Source organism: Lachnospira rogosae (ex Hitch et al. 2025), from assembly GCF_040096455.1.
Taxonomy (GTDB): domain Bacteria; phylum Bacillota; class Clostridia; order Lachnospirales; family Lachnospiraceae; genus Lachnospira; species Lachnospira rogosae.
The window spans coordinates 208,086-230,218 of sequence record NZ_JBBMER010000002.1 but is presented as its reverse complement, the minus strand read 5'-3'; the positions used below and the strand labels follow the sequence as shown (position 1 = coordinate 230,218).

Here is a 22,133-nt window from a genome sequence, read left to right as displayed (position 1 = left end):
AATTCGTGAGTATAGTGTGCAATAGAGTGCACAATCTGAATAGAGGATTATTATGGATTTACATGATTTTTATTATGATCTGCCAGAGGAACTTATAGCACAAGACCCTCTGTCAGACCGTTCAAGCTCCAGATTGATGGTTCTTGATAAGAACACAGGAGCTATAGAACACAAGATATTTAGGGATATAACAGAATATCTTAAGCCGGGTGACTGCCTTGTAATTAATGATACTAAGGTTATACCTGCAAGACTTATCGGTGAGAAAGAAGGAACAGGTGCTGCCATTGAAGTGCTTTTGTTAAAAAGACTCGAAGACAGACAGGATACGTGGGAAGTCCTTGTTAAGCCAGGAAAGAAATGCAAGGTTGGTGCAAGGATAGTATTTGGTGGCGGAAAGCTTACAGGTGAGATTATTGATATAGTTGAGGAAGGTAACAGACTTATACAGTTTAGTTATGATGGCATATTTGAGGAAATTCTTGATGAACTAGGACAGATGCCGCTTCCACCATATATCACACATAAGCTTGAAGATAAGAACCGCTATCAGACAGTATATGCCAAGCACGAGGGTTCAGCAGCAGCACCTACGGCAGGACTACATTTTACAAAAGAACTGCTTAAACAGATAGAAGATATGGGAGTGAAGATTGCAAGAGTTACTCTTCACGTAGGTCTTGGAACATTCAGACCAGTTAAGGTTGAGAATATACTTGATCATCATATGCACTCAGAATTCTATCAGGTTGATAAAGAAGCAGCAGATATAATTAATAATACCAAGGCTAATGGTGGAAGAGTTATTGCTGTAGGAACTACAAGCACAAGAACTCTTGAATCAGTAGCTGATGAAAATGGACATATACCAGTTAAGAGTGGCTGGACAGAAATATTTATATATCCAGGTTATAAGTTTAAGGCAATAGATTGTCTTATAACTAATTTCCATCTCCCAGAATCAACTCTTGTAATGCTTGTGTCAGCACTTGCAGGAAGAGAAAATGTTCTTAATGCTTATGAAGTTGCAGTAAAAGAACGTTACAGATTCTTTAGTTTTGGGGATGCTATGTTCATTAAGTAGGCGTTAGATGTTTACAAAGTTACAATTAACTTAATAATACTAATAAGTGTGAGTAGTACAGATGATCGCGGCTGCAAGTGTCGAAAGACCGCAGGTGAGGAAAGTCCGGGCTTCGCAGGGCAGGATGCCGGATAACGTCCGGTGGAGGTGACTCCAAGGCTAGTGCAACAGAAATATACCGCCAGTGCTTAACACTTAGTGTTGAGCTTATTGGTAAGGGTGGAAAGGCAGTGTAAGAGACTACCGTGGTATTGGTAACAATACTGGCTATGTAAACCCCATTCGAAGCAAGACCAAATATAAAGCGATACGGCTGCCCGTCGTGCTTTTAGGTAGGTTGCTTGAGCCTGCTGGTAACAGCAGGTCTAGATAGATGATCATCAGTAGTCAGGTCAAAGCCTGGCTGGACATAACCCGGCTTATAGTACTGCTCATATTTTTTTATTTAATAGGAAATTCCAATATAATTTCCTATTAAATAAAAGGCACTATGTGCCAGTTATGCGCACTCGCGTGAAGCTGTAGTTTGTCGCAAGCGACAGCACTCGTCGCGAGAATGTGCTTAGCACATTCTTTTTTATAATAGGAAATGGATGGATAGTAATGAACAATAATGATTATAAAGATAACAATGAGAACTTAAACAGTGAGAACACTGTGGATAATAAAAGCAGCCAGAACAGTGGTCATAGAAGAAGCAATGTCCAGCATACTGGCAGTAATACAGCTAACAATAACAGCCGTCACAATGTAAGAGAGGGAAGTAACAATAATTCAGAACATCACAGCAGCAATAGTAGTGAAGGACACCACATCCACCATAGCAGTGGGGAACATCACAGCCACAGTGGTAAGAAGAGATTAACAAAACAGCAGAAAAAGAAACGTACTATAACAATTGTTTCAATAGTAGCTGCGGTTGTTGTTATTATAGGAATTATGGGTGTTAAAGGCTTATCTGATGCCAAGGGAATGTTAAAGAATGCTAATGAATTAAAGACAGAGATGAATGATATGCTTGGAGCTGTAAAAGCCCAGGATGCTGAGGCAGCTAATACAGCAGTATTAAAGCTTGACAATACAACTTATAAGATAAGCAAGACATTATCAAGCCCATTGTGGAAGATGGCAAGCCACATTCCGGTTGCAGGAAAGTATGTTAAGTCAGTAGATACACTTATAGGACTTGTTGAAGATGCATCAGATGATATTATAAAGCCGGCAGTAGCAACAATATCAGAATACCCTATGTCAGGTCTTAAAGTAGGTGATGGTTTTAGTGTAACAACAATTAATGCCTATCTTGATCTTTTAGAGCAGATACAGCCAGTGGTTAATAATATGACTGCTAAGATGAACAAGGTTGCACTTCCGGGAAGTATGGGAACAATGATATCTTCTTATAGTGATAAGATAACATCACTTATGAGTATGTACACAGATTATGAAGATTACATTCCATTAATGAAAGCATTTATCGGCGATGGAAGTGATAAGGTATATCTTCTTGCTGCACAGAATACAGCAGAGATAAGAGCTGCAGGTGGTTTCCCAGGTTCAATCGGAACAATAAGGGTTGAAGATGGTGTAATGTCAATTGGAGATTTTAATCCTGTTAATGATGTATTGGCAACATATCCACCAGATGAAGCTAATGTTACTAGAAAAGAATTAAAGATATTCAATGATACGTTAATCTATTCAAGAGATGCAAGTTTTAACCCTGATTTTGAAAGAGCTGCTCAGATATGGGCTTTGGCTTATGAAGCTAAGCACGGTGAGAGCGTTGATGGTGTGCTCTCACTTACACCGACTATTATACAGAAGGTTCTTAGAATATCAGGACCAATTACACTTCCTGATGGAACAGAGCTTAATGGTGATAATGCCGTATCAGTATTACAGTATGAGCTTTATTATAAATATCTTAGCGACAGAGGCACTAATGTTGATTATAATGAAGCTAATGAATATGTTGATGGTCTTTTTGCAGAGACAGCCAAGCAGGCAATGGCAGTATTGGTATCAGGCTTTGATTTTAAGAGAATTAATGAATATGTAGATATGTTTAATGAAGGTGTTGAAGAGAACACAATTATGCTCTGGTTCGTAGATGAGCAGGAAGAGCAGTATGCTAAGGATGCAGGCTGTTCAGGAAATCTTAATGATGACCCGGCTAATCCAGAAGCAGGAGTGTTCTTTAGCTTATATGAGCCTTGTAAATTAGGCTGGTTCTTAAATATTGATACAGAGATGAGTGAGCCTGTTATTAATGCAGATGGAACAAGAAGCTATGATATTACTGTGACATTAACTAATACAATTAAAAGAAGCAATATAACAAGAGCAGGTGGCTATATTCTTGGTGGATTCGATGGTGGAATAAGAGGATTTGTTCATTTATTTGCACCAGCAGGTGGTACTATAGGTAACTTTGAGACTAATAATGGCCTTAAGATAACAACTGATGAGTATGATAATCTTGAGGTTGGTTATAATGTTGATCTTGTAGTAGAAGCAGGTTCACCACAGGTAATAAAGTATACAGTAACAACAGCAGAAGGCGTTGATATACCACTTAAGATTCGCACAACACCTACATTACAGGCATACAGATAAAACAAGTAAGTATTGAATATTTTAGAAAGTGTTATGAAGGCAGGTTGTAGTGTATACAGCCTGTTGATTATATGGTATATATGAAATAAAAGGGGATGTGAAAAAACTCGATTGAGTTTTTTCACATCCCCAAAAAATGTTCGAAAATTACCCCTGGTATATCAGAAGTTTCATCGTCAGCACTTGAAAAATACAATTTCTTTCCATAAGAAAATCTGTAGATGAGATATCTTGACGATTTCGCAACCTGTTTGTAACGTCCGGAAACTTTTTGATACAATACCGTATTAAGTGTATTGTCATTATGCTTTTCCATATAGGTTCTGCCATTTGATTTGAACGTCCGTGATGATGCCTGCACCGTTGTCGTCCTGACATTGGTTATCGCAAAACATCCCAGAACCATAAACAATAACAACAGACATAGTTTCAAATGCTTTCTCTTTGTGTTTTTCATTTTCTTTTTTCTTTTTCGTATTCTTTCAGTTCTTTCAGAGCCTTCTCACCCTGTGGGTAAAGAATGATGATATTAAAGATCGTCATCAGTCCGATTCCAACATCACCAAGATCCCACACAAATGTATATGCTGCAAGGCCGCCGATGAACAGCATCACAAGCGCCAGTACTTTGTATGCAGTCTGTGAAGCCCAGTTATCTCCGAAAAGATATGCAACATTGCATCTCGCATAAAAAAGGATGCCCAGAAACGTCGAAAAACTGAATAAAAACAGCGTCGCCGCAATAAAGATCACACCAAAACGGCCAAGATGATGTTCCATTGCTGTCTGCAGAAGATCCATTCCGGATAGTCCTGTAACTTTTTCTTCCGGCGCAAGCAGCATGATAAATGCTGTACAACTGCAGATCACGATCGTATCCACAAATACCCCGAGCGCCTGTACCAATCCGGCTTTGACCGGCTGGTCACATTCTGCCGCTGCTGCCGCACACGGAGCAGATCCGGAACCTGCTTCATTCGAAAACAGTCCACGTTTGATTCCATTCATTAGGACTGCGCCAAAACCGCCGGCTGCTGCCTGTCGGAATCCAAATGCTTCCTCAAAAATTCTTGCAAAAACACCCGGCAAACTTCCAAGATTCATCACAATGATCAGAATCGTGATTGCAAAATAGCATACCGCCATGACCGGCACTACCATATCCAGGATCTTAACTGTCGCATCTTTACGAAGCACTATCACAGCAGCCACAGCAACAAGTACTACCGTCATATAGATCGGCGGAATGGAAAATGCATTTTTAAATGAAGAAACAACAGAATTGCTGATCACTTGACTGATACCGCACCAGCAGATCAGACCGGAGATTGCAAACAACACAGAAATCATCACTTTGTTTCTCTTTTTCTTCTGTTTTTCTTCTACATATGCATGAATATAATACGCCGGACCGCCGCGGTAACCTCCGTACAGCGGATCTTTTTCTTTATAAAGCTGTGCCAGTGTCGCTTCAATAAAAGCTGTTGATGAACCGATAATTGCCGTCACCCACATCCAGAAAACCGCACCGGCTCCACCTGCCGAAATTGCTGCAACAACACCGACCAGATTTCCCATACCGACACGGGTTGCAGTCGAAACGATCAGTGTCTGAAATGAAGACAGACTGTTTTTTTCTTGTTTCTTCTCAACCAGTGCCTGCACCATATCCGGGAACAGGCGAATCGGCAGAAAACGCGTCCGAACCGTAAAATAAATTCCTGTAGGAATCAGTAATATAATCAGAAGCGAAATCCCCAGAGTGCTGCCGCCCGGCAGTGGAATCTGCACCAGATCTCCCCACAGAAAACTATATACTTTCTCAATCAGAGTAACTATCATACTTTAAACCCTCTTCCATACTCACAACATCCGGGATACATGCTGCTCACGTCATCTACAACAGCCTGATTCCCGGACAAATTCCATAATAGTATAGCCCATATTAACCCTTAAACGCAAGTACTTTTAGGGTTTAAAGTCAAAAACTTTAAATAATTAAAGCTTTCAACTATGTTTGAAGCCTACAGCATCGTTTAACATGGAATTTCATCAAGTATTGTTTGCATTATCTAAATACCATTGGTTCACTGGTAACTAAGTATGTACCGGATTATCTGAATGAAATCGTTGAGCAGCTAGTACTTTTATGGGAACTGGATACAAGTACATTTGTTTACGGAAGTGGAAAGCGAAAATCCAAAGAACAGCGTCATTATGAACACTTGACTTTCGGAATTATGAAAAACGACCGTTGGTACAAGAAAATTGTCCGAAGAGGTATTCATTCAGTCAAACTGGAAGTTTTATTTGTGGCGATAGGCCACAATCTATATAAATATCAGAAAAAAAGATGAGAAACAGAACTGCCGCATAGATTCAAAAAAAGAATTTCTATGGGGTAGGGGAAGTGCGCTTTCTTTGCGCATGATTTCAGTCATTTATACACAACAGGTACAAAAAGGGAGATGCGAAAAAACTCAATCGAGTTTTTTCACATCCCCTTTTTACTATATAATCAGGAGATTACATTAGAACTTCAAGCTTATATAATAAAGCTGTACGAATGTTGTATTGGGGGATATTATTTACCAGTATATTTCTCTTCACAGTATTTACATCTGTATACCTGCTTAACAGGGTCAGAAAGAACAAATACATGGTCAAGACCCTGTTCAATAGAAGTAATACATCTAGGATTCTTACATTTGATAACATTAGTAATCTGCTTTGGTAATGAAAGTGATTTCTTATCTACTATCTGTCCGTCTTTAATAATATTAACAGTGATATTATGATCGATAAATCCTAATACATCTAAATCAACAAGGTCAAGTCCGCCCTCAATCTTGATAATATCCTTTCTTCCCATTTTACTGCTTCTTGCATTCTTGATAATAGCAACCTGACAGTCGAGTTCGCCAAGACCAAGGTTATTATATATCATCATTGATTTGCCGGCTTCAATATGGTCTAGTACAAAGCCTTCATTAAGTTGTCCTACATTTAACATAATTACCCTCCTATATTTACTTGTTATTAAGACCAAGAAGTGTCATAATAAGAGCCATTCTTACATATACACCGAATTGTACCTGTTTAAAGTAAGCAGCTCTTGGGTCATCATCTATATCTACTGATATTTCATTAACACGAGGAAGTGGGTGAAGAACATACATATCCTCTTTTGCAAGAGCCATTTTTGACTTATCAAGTATATAGAAATCTTTCATTCTGAGGTATTCATCTTCTGAGAAGAATCTTTCACGCTGTACTCTTGTCATATATAATATGTTAAGCTCAGGCATAGCATCTTCTAGGTTTTCCATTTCAATGAATTCAGCCTGGTTGGCTTTTAATACATCATCTCTTATATAATCAGGTATTCTTAATTCCTTAGGAGATATAAGCACGAATTTGACATTTTTATATCTTACGAGTGAATTGATAAGTGAATGAACAGTTCTTCCGAACTTAAGGTCACCACAAAGGCCTATTGTAAAGTTGTCAAGAGAACCGCGGAGTTCCCTTATAGTCATAAGATCTGTAAGTGTCTGTGTTGGGTGCTGGTGTCCGCCATCACCTGCATTGATTACAGGTATAGAAGACTTGCTTGCTGCAACCATAGGAGCACCTTCTTTTGGGTGGCGCATAGCACATATGTCTGCATAGCAGGAAATTACCCGTATAGTATCAGCCACGCTTTCGCCCTTTGATGCTGAACTTGAGTTAGCAGAAGAAAAACCTAATACAGACCCTCCAAGATTGAGCATTGCTGCTTCAAAACTAAGACGGGTTCTTGTACTAGGTTCATAAAATAAAGTTGCTAACTTTTTACCATCACATACATGGCTGTATTTTTTAGGATCTTTAGAAATGTCTCTTGCAAGATTAAGTAAATCTTCAAGTTCTGTGACACTTAAGTCTAGTGGACTAAGTAAATGTTTCATTAATTGTTCCTCCACAAGTATATATTATTGTGCTCTTGGCACTCTGTTATATATATTACTATTAATTAGATTAATTCTCAATTGTTATTTTAAAAAAAATGTGATAAAATTATGAATATTTGTGATATGCATAGATGCGTTGCATAAGAATGGAGGAGCAATATGTCTAAGATAATATTAACAGGTGACCGTCCAACAGGAAAGCTTCATGTTGGTCATTATGTTGGTTCATTAAAGAGAAGAGTAGAATTACAGAATTCAGGTGAATACGATAAGATATTTATTATGATAGCAGATGCTCAGGCACTTACAGATAATGCTGATAATCCTGAGAAGGTACGCCAGAACATAATAGAGGTTGCACTTGATTATCTTTCAGTCGGTTTAGACCCAGCTAAGTCTGATATATTTATTCAGTCACAGATTTCACAGCTTACAGAGCTTACATTTTATTATATGAATCTTGTTACAGTTTCAAGACTTCAGAGAAACCCAACAGTTAAGTCAGAGATCCAGATGCGTAACTTTGAAGCGAGCATACCGGTTGGATTTTTCTGCTATCCAATAAGCCAGGCCGCTGATATAACAGCATTTAAGGCTACAACAGTTCCGGCAGGTGAGGATCAGGAGCCGATGATTGAACAGACAAGAGAGATTGTAAGAAAGTTCAATTCAGTATATGGAGATACATTGGTAGAACCACAGATACTTCTTCCGGATAATAAAGTATGTTTAAGACTTCCAGGTACAGATGGCAAAGCTAAGATGAGTAAGTCGCTTGGTAACTGCATATATCTTTCTGATACAGAAGAAGATGTTAAGAAAAAGGTTATGAGTATGTATACAGATCCAGATCATATTAAGGTATCGGATCCTGGTAAGATAGAAGGTAATACTGTATTTACATATCTTGATGCATTCAGTAAGGAAGAAGACTTTGGATTATTCTTACCAGAGTATAATAACCTTGATGAATTAAAAGACCACTATAAGAGAGGTGGACTTGGTGATGTTAAGGTTAAGAAGTTCCTTTTAAATGTTCTTAACAAGGAATTAGAGCCAATCAGAAATAGAAGACACGAATATGAGAAGGATATTCCTTATGTATACGAGATACTTAAACAGGGAACTAAGAATGCTTATGAGGTAGCAGAACAGACATTAAGCGAAGTTAAGGCTGCTATGAAGATTAATTACTTTGATGATGTTCAGCTTATAAAGGCACAGTCAGAAAAGTACAGCGGATAATAAAAAGGCACTGTGCCATATATGTATTCAGGATGAGAATGCATATAGCACAGTGCCTTTTGCTTTGATAAAGGCTTGGTCTGGACTTATGGCCAAGCCTTCATTAATTAATCTAACTTTTTAATAACCATATTGTTAGGACGTGATATTTTAAGTTCTTTGCCATTCATAACAATAAGTCCTTTGGTATAGTCTACAGTAAATATTGTTATTGAGTTGCCTTCATTATTCATGGATAAAAGGTGCTTGTCATCAGGAAAAAGGCATATGTACTTAGGATAATCACCACTTACAGGAAGTGAGTTAAGTGTAATTATCTTTCCTGTAGTCTTGTCCACAGAATATATTGTAGCAGTGTTATCACCGGCATTAGAGCAGATTAAGTTATTGCCTGAATTAGTAAGGCATATGTCTGAAGCTGCACTGTTAGACTTATGGTCGCGTCTTACAGTGAATATATTCTGAATCATCTCAAATCTGTTCTTATCAGAAGAAGCATCATAAGAATATACGTTAATATAATTCTTTAATTCACATACAACATAAGCGAATCGTCCATCTTCTGAGAATATCATCTTTCTTGGAGCAGATTCAAGCTGTGAACGTATAATATCAAAAAGCTTGAGCTTTCCAGTTGTATGGTTGAATTCATAAAGCTTAATCTGGTCAATTCCAAGATCACATACACATAAAAGTTCTTCATCAGGTGTAAAGCAGGTATGACTTATATGGGGTCTGAAATTACGTTCAGCAACGCTTCCAAGACCCTTATGAAATACCTCATCAGCTATATCGCCTAAAGAACCATCAGCATTAATATGCATTACAGTAATCTTGCCATCGTGATAGCCGGAAATAACAAGAAAACGGTTATCCTTAGTTACAGAAATATGACAGCCTCTCATTCCGTTGATAGAAGCAACATTCATAAGTTCAAGAGAACCATCTTCAGTAATAGCAAATGAAGAAATACCCTGATCACATATTGCGTATAAATACTTCTTATTAGAAGATAATGTTATATATGAGGGATTATCAATTGTAACCTCACATCTTTCAGTTATTCGTCCCTTTTCAACGTCCATATCATATATATGAATACCTTTGCTGCTTTCGTGGGTATAAGTACCTGCATAAGCCACATATCTATCGTTCATAAGTAACCTCCAATCAAAATATAACGTATAGTCAAGATAAGTTAAATAACCGTGTACTCACTAAATTATATGTATATATTAGCATTTTTCTTTATGTTTATCAAGGCAGACATTGACAAGGATAATGTCACGCCCAATAGATTTGATACATCTGAAAGGTATGACATACACAAATTCACGTCCAAAGAAGCCGCAAAGCCGTCCAGGACCAGGAATTATTATAGAATTGATACAGCCATTTTTAGGGTCAAAGTCAATATCAATAACACAGCCTATAATACAGCAGTCCTCTTCGTTGATAACCTGCTTGTTTTTTAGTTCAAATATCTTCATACAACACCTCATTTTATATAATTATACTTAATATAAAATATGTATTTTTAAAGGGGAAAGTGCATATAACAGGTATAATAATGAAATATTAATGAACAAATGTGTTATGGGTTTGACACACAGATTGGCATAGGCTATCATATTAAATAATAAAATTGATAATTCGATGGAGGAAAATATATGTATTATTTCTATGATGCAACATATATACTCGTTATTATAGGTGCAATAATAAGTCTTATAGCATCTATGAATGTTAAATCGACATTTAACAGATATGATAAGTATAACAGCCGTTCAGGGCTTACAGGTGCTATGGCAGCACAGGAAATATTAAGAGCGGCAGGAATTACTAATGTAAGAATTGAGAGAGTAAGCGGTAATCTTACAGACCATTATTCACCAAAGGAAGGAGTTCTTAGATTATCAGATTCTGTATACAATTCAACATCAGTAGCAGCTATAGGCGTGGCCGCCCATGAGTGTGGACATGCTATGCAGTATGACGAAGAATATTTTCCAATTAAGATAAGAGCAGCTGTAATACCGATAGCTAATATTGGTTCAGCTCTTTCATGGCCAATAATTCTTTTAGGTTTATTCCTTGGAGCTACAGGACTTATGCAGCTTGGAGTAGTGCTTTTCTCACTTGTTGTAGTATTCCAGCTTCTTACTCTCCCGGTTGAATTTGATGCTTCCGCAAGAGCATTAAGAACCTTAAGAGAACGTAATATGCTTGAGTCAAGTGAACTTACCGGTGCAAGAAAGGTGCTTACAGCAGCAGCATTAACATATGTAGCGGCACTTCTTACATCTATTCTTCAGCTTTTAAGACTTGTTCTTCTTACAAGAAGAGATGATTAATATTAAATATGTATATAATTGCCAGTTCACAACAGTATAAAAGTACATTTATGTGGTAATGCTTGTAATATAAGCGAACTTAAATGTATGCCTTTCCACTAAAGATAAATGTTCGCAATGTCTTTAGGAGGAAAGGTTAATGGCTGGTGTAAAAGTTACGATATGTGGTGTTAATACGCAGGAGCTGCCTCTGCTTAGTGCGAAGGAGAAGAAAGAGCTTTTATTAAAGATAAAGGCTGGTGACCAGACAGCAAGAGAGAGATTTATTAAAGGTAATCTCCGTCTGGTATTAAGCATTGTTGGCAGATTTTCTAACAGTAATGAAAATGTGGATGATTTATTCCAGATTGGCTGTATAGGTCTTATAAAATCAATAGACAATTTTGATGTATCGCAGGGCGTGCAGTTCTCAACTTATGCAGTTCCAATGATTACTGGGGAGATTAAGAGGTATCTTCGTGATAACAGTGCAATAAGAGTGAGCCGTTCATTAAAGGATATGGCTTATAAGGCACTTTATACAAAAGAACAGCTATTAAAGAGCAGGCAGAAGGAACCGACAATATCGGAGATTGCAAGTGAGATAGGAGCATCTAAGGAGGATATTGTTATAGCACTTGAGGCTGTATCCCCAACTGTTTCATTGTATGAACCGGTATTTAATGAAGGCGGGGATACATTATATGTCATAGACCAGATTAAAGATAAAGCAGATGGAGAAGAGAATTGGGTTACACATCTGGCATTGGACTCTGCCTTTGCAAAGTTAAGCGGGCGTGAACAGCAGATAATAAGAAAGCGTTTTTATGAATATAAGACACAGATGGAGATAGCCGAAGAGATTGGAATATCACAGGCACAGGTAAGCAGGCTTGAAAAATGTGCTCTTAAGAATATGAAGAAGCATATGTCTTAACAGCATAGCAAGTATTAATAAAATAATAAATAAATAAATAAAGGGCTGTCGCATAAAGTAGAATTTATAATAGGAAGATAATAACAGGTTGATAATGTCTTTATATTATAGATTATATTTGGTGCGGCAGCCCTGATATTTTATGTTATGTGTATTGTATATGGTATTATTATTGTATGTCTTTACAGTCAGAAAGGCTTTTTGCCTGTTCAGAAAGGCTTTTGACTTTAATATAGATTGATTATTAATTAGTGCTATAGTGTGTTTATGGAATATTTTATAGATATTTTGACATAACAGCACCAGTGGGCTATAATTCTAGTAGTTTATTGTATTTAGGGGAGGTTTGTGAATGAAGTGCCCATATTGCGGAAAAGAGAATACAAGAGTAATAGATTCAAGACCTACAGATGACAGCTCTATAAGAAGACGCCGTCAGTGTGATGAATGTGGAAAGCGTTTTACCACATACGAGAAAGTAGAGACACTTCCTCTTATAGTTGTGAAGAAAGATAATAACAGAGAACCTTATGACAGGGAAAAGATAGTGGCTGGAATAGTCAGGTCGTGCCATAAGCGTCCGATATCAATGAAACAGATTAATGATATGGTAGATGACATTGAGGGACAGATATTTAATATGGAGGAGAAAGAGATACCTACAACAACGATAGGTTCTATTGTTATGGATAAGTTAAAGGATTTAGATGAAGTTGCATATGTAAGATTTGCTTCTGTATACAGGGAGTTTAAGGATGTTAATACATTTATGGACGAAATCAAGAAAATACTTAAAAAGTAGTAAATACTTAAAAGCAACAAATGCTTAAGAACAGCAGAAAAGCTGATAAGAAAGGTAGTAATTACAGATGTTTAAAAGATTTTATCCGGATATGTATATAGATTCTGCATACGATATAGATTATAAGGGACTTTATGATAAAGGTTACAGGGGAATTATATTTGATGTTGACAACACGCTTGTTGAACACGGAGCACCGGTTACTGAGCGTGCAAAGAAGCTGTTCGGTGATTTAAAGGCTATGGGATATAATACCTGCATAATATCCAATAATAAAGAATACAGGGTTAAGCCGCTTGCAGATGAGGTTGGTTCATTATATGTAAGCAAGGCAGGAAAGCCATCTCCTAAGAATTATGTTAAAGCTATGGAGTATATGAATACTGATAAGTCTGACACATATTTTGTGGGGGATCAGTTGTTCACAGATGTGTGGGGTGCTAACAGGGCAGGAATTAAGTCTGTTCTTGTAAAGCCGATAGACAAGCACGAGGAGATACAGATAATTCTAAAAAGAAGGCTTGAATGGATAGTTCTGCATTTTTATAAGAAGCATATTAAAAGAGAAGGCGGAAAAGCAGGTTTCTAATACATATAGGTTTAATATAATTTCAAGATATATATTTATTGTGATTTCATAATATATGAATTTATCTGTACTTTAGATATAAGCTCATAAGAAAGGAAGTAAGATTTTAATGATAGATATTAATGGTACAACAAGAGTGTGCGGTCTTATAGGTAATCCGGTGGGACATTCAATTTCCCCGGTGATACATAACAGCCTTGCACAGCTTATGGATATGAATATGGTGTATACAACCTTCAAGGTTGAAAAGGGTGATGTTGTCACAGCAGTAAAGGGAGCTTATGCACTTAACATATTAGGACTTAATGTAACAGTTCCACACAAGCAGGCTGTTATGGAGTCACTTGTGGATATTGATCCGCTTGCTAAAGCTATAGGAGCTGTTAATACGCTTGTAAGAACAGATAAGGGCTATAAAGGCTATAATACAGATATATTGGGACTTGAAAGAGAACTTATAGACGAGGGAGTTGTGCTTTTAGGCAGCCGTTGTGTAATTCTTGGTGCAGGCGGAGCGGCAAGAGCAATAGCATTTTTATGTGCAAAGAGCGGTGCTAAAGAAATATATATGCTTAACAGGACTAAGGAAAAGGCTTACGATATAGCCAAAGCAGTTAATGATTATTTCGGTAAAGAATGTATAAAGCCTATGCTTATAAGTGAGTATGATAAGCTGGAAGCTGATGATTACGTTGTGATACAGACCACAAGCGTTGGACTTTATCCTAATGTGGATGATGTTGTAATTGATGATGAAGCATTTTATAAGAAGGTAAAAGTCGGAGTTGATATTATATATAATCCTAGTGAAACACGTTTTATGAAAATGTGTAAAAATGCCGGAAAGCCAGCCTGCAACGGTTTAAAAATGCTTTTATACCAAGGGGTTGCGGCGTATGAGTTATGGAATGATGTAAGTGTCACAAAAGAACAGGCGGATAAAGTGTATAATAAGATGAAAGAGGAACTTGGAATTGAATAATATTGTACTTATTGGATTTATGGGAAGTGGAAAGACGACATTTGGCCGCTGGGTTTCAAGACGACATAATAGAAAGTTCTATGATACAGATGAGTATATCGAGAAAAAGCAGAATACAACAATAAGCGAAATCTTTGCAACGAAGGGAGAGGAAGCTTTCAGGGATATGGAGACAGAGACGGTAAAAGAGTTATCAGATACTCTTGATAACTGCGTCATATCTGTTGGTGGCGGACTTGTGTTAAGAGAGGTCAATAGGGAGCTTTTAAGAAAGCTTGGAACAGTAGTATATCTTAAAGCTTCTGAGGAGGAACTTTGCAAAAGGTTGAGCAAGGACACCAAACGTCCATTATTACAGGGCGGTGGGCTTCACGAGAAGATACATAACCTTATGGAGCAGAGAGAAGATATATATCTGGATGCGGCTGATATGATAGTTGATACGCAGAAGATGTCATTTGAACAGATGTATACAGCAATCATTAAGAATATGGAGGATTAGCAATGAAGATACTTGTTATTAACGGACCTAATATTAATTTCCTTGGAATAAGAGAAAAAGGAATATATGGCAATGATAATTATGACACGCTTGTTGATATGATTAACAAGAAAGCAGAGGAACTTAATGTTAAAGTTGAGGTATTCCAGAGCAACCATGAGGGTGCAATTATAGATAAGCTTCAGGAAGCTTATTACAATGATGTTGATGGTATTGTAATTAATCCGGGGGCATTTACACATTACAGCTATGCAGTAAGAGATGCACTTGCTTCGATAGCTGCAATACCGAAGATAGAAGTACATATATCCAATGTTCATACAAGAGAAGAATTCAGACATACATCTGTTACAGTTCCAGTATGTCAGGGACAGGTTGTAGGACTTGGACTTAGAGGTTATCTGTATGCGATGGAAGCATTAACAGATATGACGAAGAGTAATTAATAGAGGATAATCATTATAAAGAAGAACCTATAGCACGATTTGGCTATAGGTTCTTCTTTATAATGGGCAGAATAAAAAGAGCCTGTACACCGATGAAAGTGTACAGGCTCTTTTTAAGAACTTATTATGTTAAAATATAATAAATATCTTATAAATCTTAACCTTTAATCTGATTAACTAAACACGTGAAATATATTCACCTGTTCTTGTATCAATCTTAATTGTATCACCCTGGTTAACAAATAATGGAACTAAAATCTTAGCACCTGTTTCAAGGATAGCTGGCTTTGTAGCACCTGTAGCTGTATCACCCTTAACACCTGGTTCAGATTCTGTAATCTGAAGTTCAACAGTGATAGGTGGCTCAATAGAGAATACGTTACCGTTGTGTGAACAGAGCTTAACCATTTCGTTCTCTTTAACGAACTTAAGTGAATCACCAACATTCTCAGCAGATAATGCAATCTGTTCAAATGTCTCTGTATCCATAAAGTTGTAAAGATCACCATCTGAGTAAAGATACTGATATTCTCTCTTCTCAATATGAGCGAGGTCAAACTTTTCTGTAGGTCTGAAAGACTTTTCAACAACACCACCACTCACGATATTCTTTAACTTTGTTCTAACGAAAGCAGCACCCTTACCAGGCTTTACATGCTGGAATTCAATAATCTGCCAAATGTTATTATCCATCTGAATTGTTAAACCATTCTTAAAATCTCCTGCGCTTACCATTCTTTGGTATACCTCCTAATTATCATAACTATTATAATTTTATAATAAAATGAATAATTTGGCAACCTCTTTTTTGTTTATGTTAATTTATTATTTGGATTTAAAGGTTGAACAGACCGTATCGTCAGCATTTACGGCTGTTATGCCTGATATATCAACGTGGTCAGCCTGACAAGCTTCGTTATTGTTATACACGCAGTTATGTGCGGCACACTTTATCTGAAGATTAAGCTTAGGTGAAGCAGTATTATTCTTAGCAGAGCCATCTTTGTAAGAATAGCTTCCACAGCAAGTTTCACTGCACTCACAGGCATTACTTCCCTTTACATCAATACCATTAAGGCAGCAGCAGTTATCATCATTGTGTACACAGCTACAAGCGTTACAGCTTAAATTAGTCATAATAAATTACCTCCTGTTAATCTTTAACTTAAGTGTCTGGTAAATGCTTTAATAAATAGAACATTTGCAATACACAGTAGTAGTATTAACAGGAGGTGATTTATTATACGTTACATTATAAATTGTATGAAATTTTAACTGATTCTGCTAAAGGAAATGCGTCCCTTTTCACCGCTGTAATAACGGATAAGCACCTTGGCAATTATCTTTTCTTTCTTAACATATGTGTTAGTCCAGTATCTTGAGTCTTTGGAGTTATTACGATTATCACCAAGCATAAAATAACAGCCGTCAGGAACAATATAAGTGTGTGTTTCGCCGTCATCATATATATATTCTTTGATATATGGCTCATCAAGCTCATCACCATTGATGTATACATGCCCTTCCTTAATCTGGACTATTTCATTAGGAAGACCAATAACACGCTTAACATAATTCTCTGACTCATTATCAGGATATTTAAAGATTATAACGTCACCGCGCTTTGGTTCGCTGAACTTGTAAGCAAGCCTGAAACCGAAAAGGCGGTCGCCTTCCCATATTGTATCTCTCATAGAGCCAGATGGAACTTCGGCATTAATGATTATGAAATTGGTGCAGAGCAGGGCAATGATAGCTGCAAATATTACAATTTTAATGAAACTGAAGGCTTCTGATACTATAAATTTAACAACAGAATACTCCTGCTTCTTATTATTATCTGTATGTCTGCTGATATTATCAGAACGGCTGTAAGAATAATCATCATTGTCATCATCGTCATCTTCAATATCATCATAATCATCATCAAAATCGATATAATCTAAATCATCTTCATCAGGTGTATTGTTGTTATTAGTAGTCATACGTTAGTCCCCAATCTAATTGATATACGGGGCGAATGAATTCACCCCGTATATCCTATCATATGTTAAATTGTATTATTTTGCAAGTAATTCCATAATCTTATTACTTCTTGCAATGAATTCAGTCATCTGGTTTCCTGTAAGTGGAGCGTGGCTTATAAGTGCAAGGTCGTAAAGCTGTTTACAGATAATATCAGTATTCTCACCATCTTTATTGTTAAGAACATACTGAACAAGACTGTTGTTAGCATTAAGAATTAAAGTCTGTCCTGTAGAACCAAACATAGCCGGATCCATTCCTGACATACCGTACATCTTCATCATATCCTGCATACGTCTATCCTGCTCGGAAAGAGTAATCATAGAAGATACAGAAGCATCCTTTAACTTTTCAACCTTGATATTAAGATTATCATTGTTAAGTGCTTTCTTAAATGTAGCTGTAAGGCTTTCAGTTGCATCCTTTAATTCATCTTCGCTTGTTTCTTCCTTGAATATATCAGAAAGGTCAGTATCAATTCTTGCAAATTTAAGACCCTCGTTCTTGCCTTCAAGATGAGTGATGAATGGCTGGTCAATATTGTGAGTAAGAATGATAGCATCCATATTCTCTTTCTTAAACATATTGATATACTGGCTCTGTTCCTTCTCATCAGTTACATAGAAGACTGTATTCTCGTGCTTTTCCTTGTTAGCTTCAAGGTAATCCTTAAGTGTTAAATACTTGCCTTCAAGGTTCTTGAATATAATGTAATCATTCATCTTCTCAGCGAACTTTTCATCTTTTAAGCAGCCAAATTTGATGAATGGGTTGATGTCATCCCAATATTTCTCATAGTTCTCACGGTTAGTCTTGCACATACCAGAAAGCTTGTCAGCAACCTTTTTAGTAATGTAATCAGAAATCTTCTTAACAAAGCCATCATTCTGGAGTGCAGAACGTGATACGTTAAGAGGAAGATCTGGACAATCAATAACACCCTTTAAGAGAAGAAGGAATTCAGGAATAACTTCCTTGATGTTATCTGCAACGAATACCTGATTATTGTAAAGCTTAATTGTTCCTTCAATTGACTCGTATTCTGTATTAATCTTAGGGAAGTAAAGTATACCCTTTAAGTTAAAAGGATAGTCCATATTAAGGTGAATCCAGAATAAAGGCTCTTTATAATCGTTAAATACCTTGCGGTAGAATTCCTTATATTCATCCTCAGTACATTCGTTAGGGTGTTTAGTCCAGAGAGGGTGGATATCATTGATAGCAACAGGTCTTTTAACAATCTTAGCCATCTTCTTTGCTGGAACTTTTTCGACTGTCTCTTTAGTGCCGTCCTCTTTTTCAACTTCTTCTGTAACAGCTTCCTTGATAAATGTATCAAGAACAGTATCCTTATCTGTTACTTCTTCCTCTGGAATCTCTTCTGTCTGTTCGCCGGCATCTTCATTAGTAAGGAAGATTGGTACTGGCATAAATGAGCAGTACTTTTCAACTACTTCACGAGCCTTGTATTCATTGGCGAATTCGTAGCTGTCTTCATTTAAGTAAAGAGTGATAGTAGTACCAGGAGTTGCAGCTGTTCCATCAGACATATCATACTCTGTACCGCCGTCACATTCCCAGTGAACAGCCTTAGCACCTTCCTTAAAAGAAAGAGTATCAATAGTAACCTTATCAGCTACCATAAATGCTGAGTAGAAACCAAGTCCGAAGTGACCGATAATCTGGTCATCATTAGCCTTGTCCTTATATTTTTCAAGAAATGCTTCTGCACCAGAGAAAGCAATCTGGTTAATATATTCTTCAACTTCACCATCAGTCATACCAATACCATTATCAATAATCTTGATAGTCTTATTATTAGCACTTACTTTAACATCAATCTTATATTCAATATCATCAGGTGCTTCATATTCACCAATCATATCAAGCTTCTTAAGCTTGGTTATGGCATCGCAGCCGTTAGATATAAGCTCTCTGTAGAAAATATCGTGGTCAGAGTACATCCATTTTTTAATTATTGGAAAAATATTGTCACTGTTAATAGATAAACTTCCGTGTGTATTAGACATAATTATTATCTCCTATCTTTTAATATTCATTAGATGTAAAGAATAAATATATGTATCTTTATATCCTTAATTAAGTCTAAGTTTAATATTGTTAAAAGTGGAAGTCAAGCAGAAATTAGCACTCAAATCTAATGAGTGCTAACAAAAATTGATATAATACAGTAAAATCAAGGCTTTAGAAAAATATTAAATATTAATAAACTTACTATAATTCTTCAAAATCAAGACCGGCATTAGCAAGAAAAGTCTTAACATACTTGTCGAAAGCTGTATCAAGCTGCTTATCTAATGTAAATACATTAAGAGAAGTTCCTGTAATAATATCTACATGACCTTCCTGATACTTCATATTAATAAAAAGACCATTAACATTCTCAGGCATAACAGCGATGTTATTCTTTGCGATAATATCTGTGACAAGTTCATAAGAGGCAAGCATAACAAGCTTCATAGCAGCAGGAACTTTATTACCCTTAATAAGACTAAAACAGAATGGCTTAATATTACCCCATTCTGAATAAGACTTTTCGTTATTATTAAGATTATCCCATTCTTCATCAGAATAATATTCCTTGTTAATCTGTCCATTAATAGTGTATGAACACGCAGTCTTTATTGTGGCTTCTGACAGAAGCATTCTATCGAAGGTATCCTTGATAAGCAGCTGGGACATAAATACTTTAGTGTCCTTAATGCGGAGTGAAATCATTAAATCCTCATTTCTGCGCCAGCGGGGCGCGTGATAATCTATAGTAATGCCATTAATTATAAGCTATATGAGTATACAATAAACTGTATGCGATATAAAGCATAATTTGTATATTTGCAGTATACTATGAAAAGATAAAAATGTCAATCACGAAACATTTTCTCTATGACATCAACAAGTTTGAATAGAACAGTTGAGATAATGCAGAGTATAACAATGCTCATAGATACATAAGTCATCTTGAATACCTGCGAACCATATATAATAAGGTAGCCAAGTCCCTTATCAGCGGCTAAGAATTCGCCAATTATTACACCAACAAGGCAAAGACCGATGTTGACCTTCATATTGCTTATTATTATCTGCTTAGAACCGGGAAGTATGAGTTTCTTAAGAATATCTTTCTTAGTACCGCCGAGTGTCTTAATAAGAATGATTTTCTCCTTGTCAATTTCTAAAAATCCGGTATATATGTTAATTATCATACCAAATATAGATACAGATATAGCAGTTATGATAATAGCTTTCATATTATTGCCAAGCCAGACAATTATCATAGGGGCAAGTGCTGATTTGGGCAGGCTGTTAAGCACAATAAGGAAAGGCTCAAGGCAGTCTGATAAGCCTTTCCACAGCCAGAGAAGAATCGCTGCTCCCATTCCGACAATTATAATAAGGAAGAAAGATAAAAATGTTTCAAAAAGTGTCGTCCATATATGAATGAATATGCTGTTATCTTTAGCCATAGCAATAAAAGTTGTGCATATTCTTGATGGTGAGCTGAATATAAATGGATTAAGAATACCAGTACGGGTTGATATTTCCCAGGCGGCAATAAATGCCATTAAAATCAAAAATCTTAATACAGTTATGGAGATTTTATATAATCTTATGTGGTTAAGATATTGTGTACGGGAGTTAGAGATGTCTTTTTTATTGATTGCTTTGATAGATTTATTCATTGTATATCCTCCCATATTTCATTAAAATATCCTGCAAATTCAGGAGCCTGTCTTGAAGTAAATGGTGTCCGGTCAGGAATGGAAAGGTTGATATTAACAACTTTTTTAATATGTGCAGGCCTGTGTGAAAGAATAACGACACAATCGCCCATAGAGATAGCCTCCGATATATCGTGAGTAACAAGAATGGCTGTTTTTTTCTGCTCTTTAATGATTTTGCCGATATCATCAGACACTTCAAGCCTCGTCTGGTAATCAAGAGCGGAAAATGGTTCATCAAGCAGAAGAATATCCGGGTTAAGTGCAAGGGTTCTTATTAATGCCGCACGCTGACGCATGCCTCCGGATAATTCAGAAGGATGGACATTGCAAAACTGGTATAGGCCATACTCTTTTAGCATATTGTCAACATTTTCTAAATGTTCCTTATCTTTAAGATGATTAATTTCAAGACCGAGTGTCACATTTTTATAAATAGTGCGCCATTCAAATAAAGTATCTTTCTGTGGCATAAATCCAATTCTTGGAGATACAGCATTATCGTGTAGAATATCCTCATTAAAAACAACCTCACCCTTCTGTGGCGAAAGAAGCCCGCATATGATGGAAAGCAAGGTCGATTTGCCACAGCCGGAAGGCCCGACTATAGATGTAAAAGACTGTGGCATAATATCAAGATAGATATTATCAAGTGCAGGAATTTCGCTTTTCGGCGTATTATATGCAAAGGAAATACCTTTAAGCGATAACAGAGGAGGGGATGAATTGGTGGGGAGAGCTTTCATAAATAACCTCTTGGTATAAGTATTGTTATTATAATTTATGCGGCGGGGGTGGAAATGTGAAAAGGTGTATGGTATTAACAAGAACCAGAAGTCGCAGTGATTTATTCTGATAAGGAAAATTGGATAATTC

The 22,133-nt window shown here is 36.7% G+C and carries 23 protein-coding genes, 1 other RNA gene and 1 pseudogene; 12 read left to right on the top strand and 13 right to left on the bottom strand.

Annotated features, from left to right (window positions below; genetic code table 11):
* Nucleotides 1–52 precede the first annotated feature (52 nt).
* The 3 genes from queA to WMO14_RS03445 all read left to right on the top strand — a co-directional run bounded on the left by queA (nucleotide 53) and on the right by WMO14_RS03445 (nucleotide 3,703).
* Nucleotides 53–1,084 carry a tRNA preQ1(34) S-adenosylmethionine ribosyltransferase-isomerase QueA gene (gene queA, locus WMO14_RS03455; protein WP_055174128.1) on the top strand — a complete coding sequence of 344 codons (1,032 nt, stop codon included), beginning with the start codon at nucleotides 53–55 and terminating at the stop codon, nucleotides 1,082–1,084.
* A gap of 49 nt (nucleotides 1,085–1,133) precedes the next feature.
* Nucleotides 1,134–1,522: RNase P RNA component class A (gene rnpB, locus WMO14_RS03450), an RNA gene on the top strand.
* Between the two features lie 165 nt (nucleotides 1,523–1,687).
* Nucleotides 1,688–3,703: a DUF4012 domain-containing protein gene (locus WMO14_RS03445; RefSeq protein ID WP_349153284.1), complete on the top strand. Its 2,016-nt coding sequence runs from the start codon at nucleotides 1,688–1,690 to the stop codon at nucleotides 3,701–3,703.
* Nucleotides 3,704–3,824: 121 nt separating this feature from the next.
* On the opposite strand, the gene WMO14_RS03440 is transcribed toward WMO14_RS03445, so the two are convergent.
* Both WMO14_RS03440 and WMO14_RS03435 read right to left on the bottom strand, forming a co-directional pair.
* Nucleotides 3,825–4,160 carry a hypothetical protein gene (locus WMO14_RS03440; protein WP_022503309.1) on the bottom strand — a complete coding sequence of 112 codons (336 nt, stop codon included), beginning with the start codon at nucleotides 4,158–4,160 and terminating at the stop codon, nucleotides 3,825–3,827.
* Nucleotides 4,157–5,545, bottom strand: coding sequence for an alanine/glycine:cation symporter family protein (locus WMO14_RS03435; protein ID WP_349153283.1), 1,389 nt, complete (start codon nucleotides 5,543–5,545; stop codon nucleotides 4,157–4,159). The genes WMO14_RS03440 and WMO14_RS03435 overlap by 4 nt, the downstream gene beginning before the upstream one ends.
* A gap of 254 nt (nucleotides 5,546–5,799) precedes the next feature.
* On the opposite strand from WMO14_RS03435, the pseudogene WMO14_RS12930 reads away from it, so the two are divergent.
* Nucleotides 5,800–6,080, top strand: a pseudogene (locus WMO14_RS12930) (transposase); the annotation flags it as partial.
* A gap of 207 nt (nucleotides 6,081–6,287) precedes the next feature.
* On the opposite strand, the gene WMO14_RS03425 reads toward WMO14_RS12930, so the two are convergent.
* Nucleotides 6,288–6,716, bottom strand: a complete 429-nt coding sequence (locus WMO14_RS03425) for an aspartate carbamoyltransferase regulatory subunit (RefSeq protein ID WP_022503311.1) — start codon at nucleotides 6,714–6,716, stop codon at nucleotides 6,288–6,290.
* Between the two features lie 16 nt (nucleotides 6,717–6,732).
* Nucleotides 6,733–7,653, bottom strand: a complete 921-nt coding sequence (pyrB, locus tag WMO14_RS03420) for an aspartate carbamoyltransferase (RefSeq protein ID WP_022503312.1) — start codon at nucleotides 7,651–7,653, stop codon at nucleotides 6,733–6,735.
* A 162-nt stretch (nucleotides 7,654–7,815) separates the two neighbouring features.
* On the opposite strand from pyrB, the gene trpS reads away from it, so the two are divergent.
* A complete protein-coding gene (gene trpS / locus WMO14_RS03415; RefSeq protein ID WP_349153282.1) occupies nucleotides 7,816–8,901 on the top strand; it encodes a tryptophan--tRNA ligase in 1,086 nt (361 codons plus the stop codon).
* A gap of 107 nt (nucleotides 8,902–9,008) precedes the next feature.
* Here the strand turns inward: trpS and WMO14_RS03410 are convergent, their stop codons facing one another.
* Together WMO14_RS03410 and WMO14_RS03405 are read right to left on the bottom strand one after the other, a co-directional pair.
* Nucleotides 9,009–10,058 (bottom strand): lactonase family protein, encoded by a 1,050-nt coding sequence (locus WMO14_RS03410; protein WP_022503314.1) that lies wholly within the window; start codon nucleotides 10,056–10,058, stop codon nucleotides 9,009–9,011.
* 78 nt (nucleotides 10,059–10,136) lie between these two features.
* Complete coding sequence (locus tag WMO14_RS03405) at nucleotides 10,137–10,391, bottom strand: PRC-barrel domain-containing protein (RefSeq protein ID WP_022503315.1); 255 nt, start codon at nucleotides 10,389–10,391, stop codon at nucleotides 10,137–10,139.
* A gap of 180 nt (nucleotides 10,392–10,571) precedes the next feature.
* Here WMO14_RS03405 and WMO14_RS03400 point away from each other — a divergent pair, with 180 nt between their 5' ends.
* The 7 genes from WMO14_RS03400 to aroQ all read left to right on the top strand — a co-directional run bounded on the left by WMO14_RS03400 (nucleotide 10,572) and on the right by aroQ (nucleotide 15,492).
* Nucleotides 10,572–11,255, top strand: coding sequence for a zinc metallopeptidase (locus WMO14_RS03400; RefSeq protein ID WP_022503316.1), 684 nt, complete (start codon nucleotides 10,572–10,574; stop codon nucleotides 11,253–11,255).
* Nucleotides 11,256–11,394: 139 nt separating this feature from the next.
* Nucleotides 11,395–12,171: an RNA polymerase sporulation sigma factor SigG gene (sigG, locus tag WMO14_RS03395; RefSeq protein WP_022503317.1), complete on the top strand. Its 777-nt coding sequence runs from the start codon at nucleotides 11,395–11,397 to the stop codon at nucleotides 12,169–12,171.
* 352 nt (nucleotides 12,172–12,523) lie between these two features.
* Nucleotides 12,524–12,973, top strand: a complete 450-nt coding sequence (nrdR, locus tag WMO14_RS03390; protein ID WP_022503318.1) for a transcriptional regulator NrdR — start codon at nucleotides 12,524–12,526, stop codon at nucleotides 12,971–12,973.
* A gap of 67 nt (nucleotides 12,974–13,040) precedes the next feature.
* Nucleotides 13,041–13,562: a YqeG family HAD IIIA-type phosphatase gene (locus WMO14_RS03385; RefSeq protein WP_022503319.1), complete on the top strand. Its 522-nt coding sequence runs from the start codon at nucleotides 13,041–13,043 to the stop codon at nucleotides 13,560–13,562.
* Between the two features lie 109 nt (nucleotides 13,563–13,671).
* A complete protein-coding gene (gene aroE, locus WMO14_RS03380; RefSeq protein WP_055174136.1) occupies nucleotides 13,672–14,544 on the top strand; it encodes a shikimate dehydrogenase in 873 nt (290 codons plus the stop codon).
* Nucleotides 14,537–15,046 carry a shikimate kinase gene (locus tag WMO14_RS03375; RefSeq protein WP_055306138.1) on the top strand — a complete coding sequence of 170 codons (510 nt, stop codon included), beginning with the start codon at nucleotides 14,537–14,539 and terminating at the stop codon, nucleotides 15,044–15,046. The genes aroE and WMO14_RS03375 overlap by 8 nt, the downstream gene beginning before the upstream one ends.
* Nucleotides 15,047–15,048: 2 nt before the next feature.
* Entirely contained in the window at nucleotides 15,049–15,492 is a 444-nt protein-coding gene (gene aroQ / locus WMO14_RS03370) for a type II 3-dehydroquinate dehydratase (RefSeq protein WP_022503322.1), read from the top strand.
* 177 nt (nucleotides 15,493–15,669) lie between these two features.
* Here aroQ and efp read toward each other — a convergent pair whose 3' ends face one another.
* From efp to WMO14_RS03335, 7 genes are all read right to left on the bottom strand, one after another.
* Nucleotides 15,670–16,227 (bottom strand): elongation factor P, encoded by a 558-nt coding sequence (gene efp / locus WMO14_RS03365; protein WP_022204406.1) that lies wholly within the window; start codon nucleotides 16,225–16,227, stop codon nucleotides 15,670–15,672.
* Between the two features lie 90 nt (nucleotides 16,228–16,317).
* A complete protein-coding gene (locus WMO14_RS03360) occupies nucleotides 16,318–16,629 on the bottom strand; it encodes a DUF1540 domain-containing protein (RefSeq protein ID WP_022503323.1) in 312 nt (103 codons plus the stop codon).
* A gap of 134 nt (nucleotides 16,630–16,763) precedes the next feature.
* Nucleotides 16,764–17,477, bottom strand: a complete 714-nt coding sequence (gene lepB / locus WMO14_RS03355; RefSeq protein WP_082437063.1) for a signal peptidase I — start codon at nucleotides 17,475–17,477, stop codon at nucleotides 16,764–16,766.
* A gap of 75 nt (nucleotides 17,478–17,552) precedes the next feature.
* Nucleotides 17,553–19,547 carry a molecular chaperone HtpG gene (gene htpG, locus WMO14_RS03350; RefSeq protein ID WP_055306137.1) on the bottom strand — a complete coding sequence of 665 codons (1,995 nt, stop codon included), beginning with the start codon at nucleotides 19,545–19,547 and terminating at the stop codon, nucleotides 17,553–17,555.
* 205 nt (nucleotides 19,548–19,752) lie between these two features.
* Complete coding sequence (locus WMO14_RS03345; protein ID WP_055174137.1) at nucleotides 19,753–20,256, bottom strand: DUF5721 family protein; 504 nt, start codon at nucleotides 20,254–20,256, stop codon at nucleotides 19,753–19,755.
* Between the two features lie 143 nt (nucleotides 20,257–20,399).
* Nucleotides 20,400–21,218, bottom strand: a complete 819-nt coding sequence (locus tag WMO14_RS03340; RefSeq protein ID WP_349153280.1) for an ABC transporter permease — start codon at nucleotides 21,216–21,218, stop codon at nucleotides 20,400–20,402.
* Entirely contained in the window at nucleotides 21,215–22,003 is a 789-nt protein-coding gene (locus WMO14_RS03335) for an ABC transporter ATP-binding protein (RefSeq protein WP_116443776.1), read from the bottom strand. Before WMO14_RS03335 ends, WMO14_RS03340 begins: the two co-directional genes overlap by 4 nt.
* Nucleotides 22,004–22,133: the final 130 nt, after the last annotated feature.

Excerpts from the sequence above, each read along its gene's own strand:
- WMO14_RS03345 (WP_055174137.1), bottom strand. The coding sequence starts at position 20,256 with ATGATTTCACTCCGCATTAAGGACACTAAAGTATTTATGTCCCAGCTG.
- lepB (WP_082437063.1), bottom strand. The coding sequence starts at position 17,477 with ATGACTACTAATAACAACAATACACCTGATGAAGATGATTTAGATTAT.
- WMO14_RS03385 (WP_022503319.1), top strand. The coding sequence starts at position 13,041 with ATGTTTAAAAGATTTTATCCGGATATGTATATAGATTCTGCATACGAT.
- WMO14_RS03440 (WP_022503309.1), bottom strand. The coding sequence starts at position 4,160 with ATGAAAAACACAAAGAGAAAGCATTTGAAACTATGTCTGTTGTTATTG.
- pyrB (WP_022503312.1), bottom strand. The coding sequence starts at position 7,653 with ATGAAACATTTACTTAGTCCACTAGACTTAAGTGTCACAGAACTTGAA.
- nrdR (WP_022503318.1), top strand. The coding sequence starts at position 12,524 with ATGAAGTGCCCATATTGCGGAAAAGAGAATACAAGAGTAATAGATTCA.
- WMO14_RS03435 (WP_349153283.1), bottom strand. The coding sequence starts at position 5,545 with ATGATAGTTACTCTGATTGAGAAAGTATATAGTTTTCTGTGGGGAGAT.
- trpS (WP_349153282.1), top strand. The coding sequence starts at position 7,816 with ATGTCTAAGATAATATTAACAGGTGACCGTCCAACAGGAAAGCTTCAT.
- WMO14_RS03410 (WP_022503314.1), bottom strand. The coding sequence starts at position 10,058 with ATGAACGATAGATATGTGGCTTATGCAGGTACTTATACCCACGAAAGC.
- sigG (WP_022503317.1), top strand. The coding sequence starts at position 11,395 with ATGGCTGGTGTAAAAGTTACGATATGTGGTGTTAATACGCAGGAGCTG.
- WMO14_RS03425 (WP_022503311.1), bottom strand. The coding sequence starts at position 6,716 with ATGTTAAATGTAGGACAACTTAATGAAGGCTTTGTACTAGACCATATT.
- WMO14_RS03405 (WP_022503315.1), bottom strand. The coding sequence starts at position 10,391 with ATGAAGATATTTGAACTAAAAAACAAGCAGGTTATCAACGAAGAGGAC.
- WMO14_RS03360 (WP_022503323.1), bottom strand. The coding sequence starts at position 16,629 with ATGACTAATTTAAGCTGTAACGCTTGTAGCTGTGTACACAATGATGAT.
- queA (WP_055174128.1), top strand. The coding sequence starts at position 53 with ATGGATTTACATGATTTTTATTATGATCTGCCAGAGGAACTTATAGCA.
- htpG (WP_055306137.1), bottom strand. The coding sequence starts at position 19,547 with ATGTCTAATACACACGGAAGTTTATCTATTAACAGTGACAATATTTTT.
- efp (WP_022204406.1), bottom strand. The coding sequence starts at position 16,227 with ATGGTAAGCGCAGGAGATTTTAAGAATGGTTTAACAATTCAGATGGAT.
- WMO14_RS03445 (WP_349153284.1), top strand. The coding sequence starts at position 1,688 with ATGAACAATAATGATTATAAAGATAACAATGAGAACTTAAACAGTGAG.
- WMO14_RS03335 (WP_116443776.1), bottom strand. The coding sequence starts at position 22,003 with ATGAAAGCTCTCCCCACCAATTCATCCCCTCCTCTGTTATCGCTTAAA.
- aroE (WP_055174136.1), top strand. The coding sequence starts at position 13,672 with ATGATAGATATTAATGGTACAACAAGAGTGTGCGGTCTTATAGGTAAT.
- aroQ (WP_022503322.1), top strand. The coding sequence starts at position 15,049 with ATGAAGATACTTGTTATTAACGGACCTAATATTAATTTCCTTGGAATA.
- WMO14_RS03400 (WP_022503316.1), top strand. The coding sequence starts at position 10,572 with ATGTATTATTTCTATGATGCAACATATATACTCGTTATTATAGGTGCA.
- WMO14_RS03340 (WP_349153280.1), bottom strand. The coding sequence starts at position 21,218 with ATGAATAAATCTATCAAAGCAATCAATAAAAAAGACATCTCTAACTCC.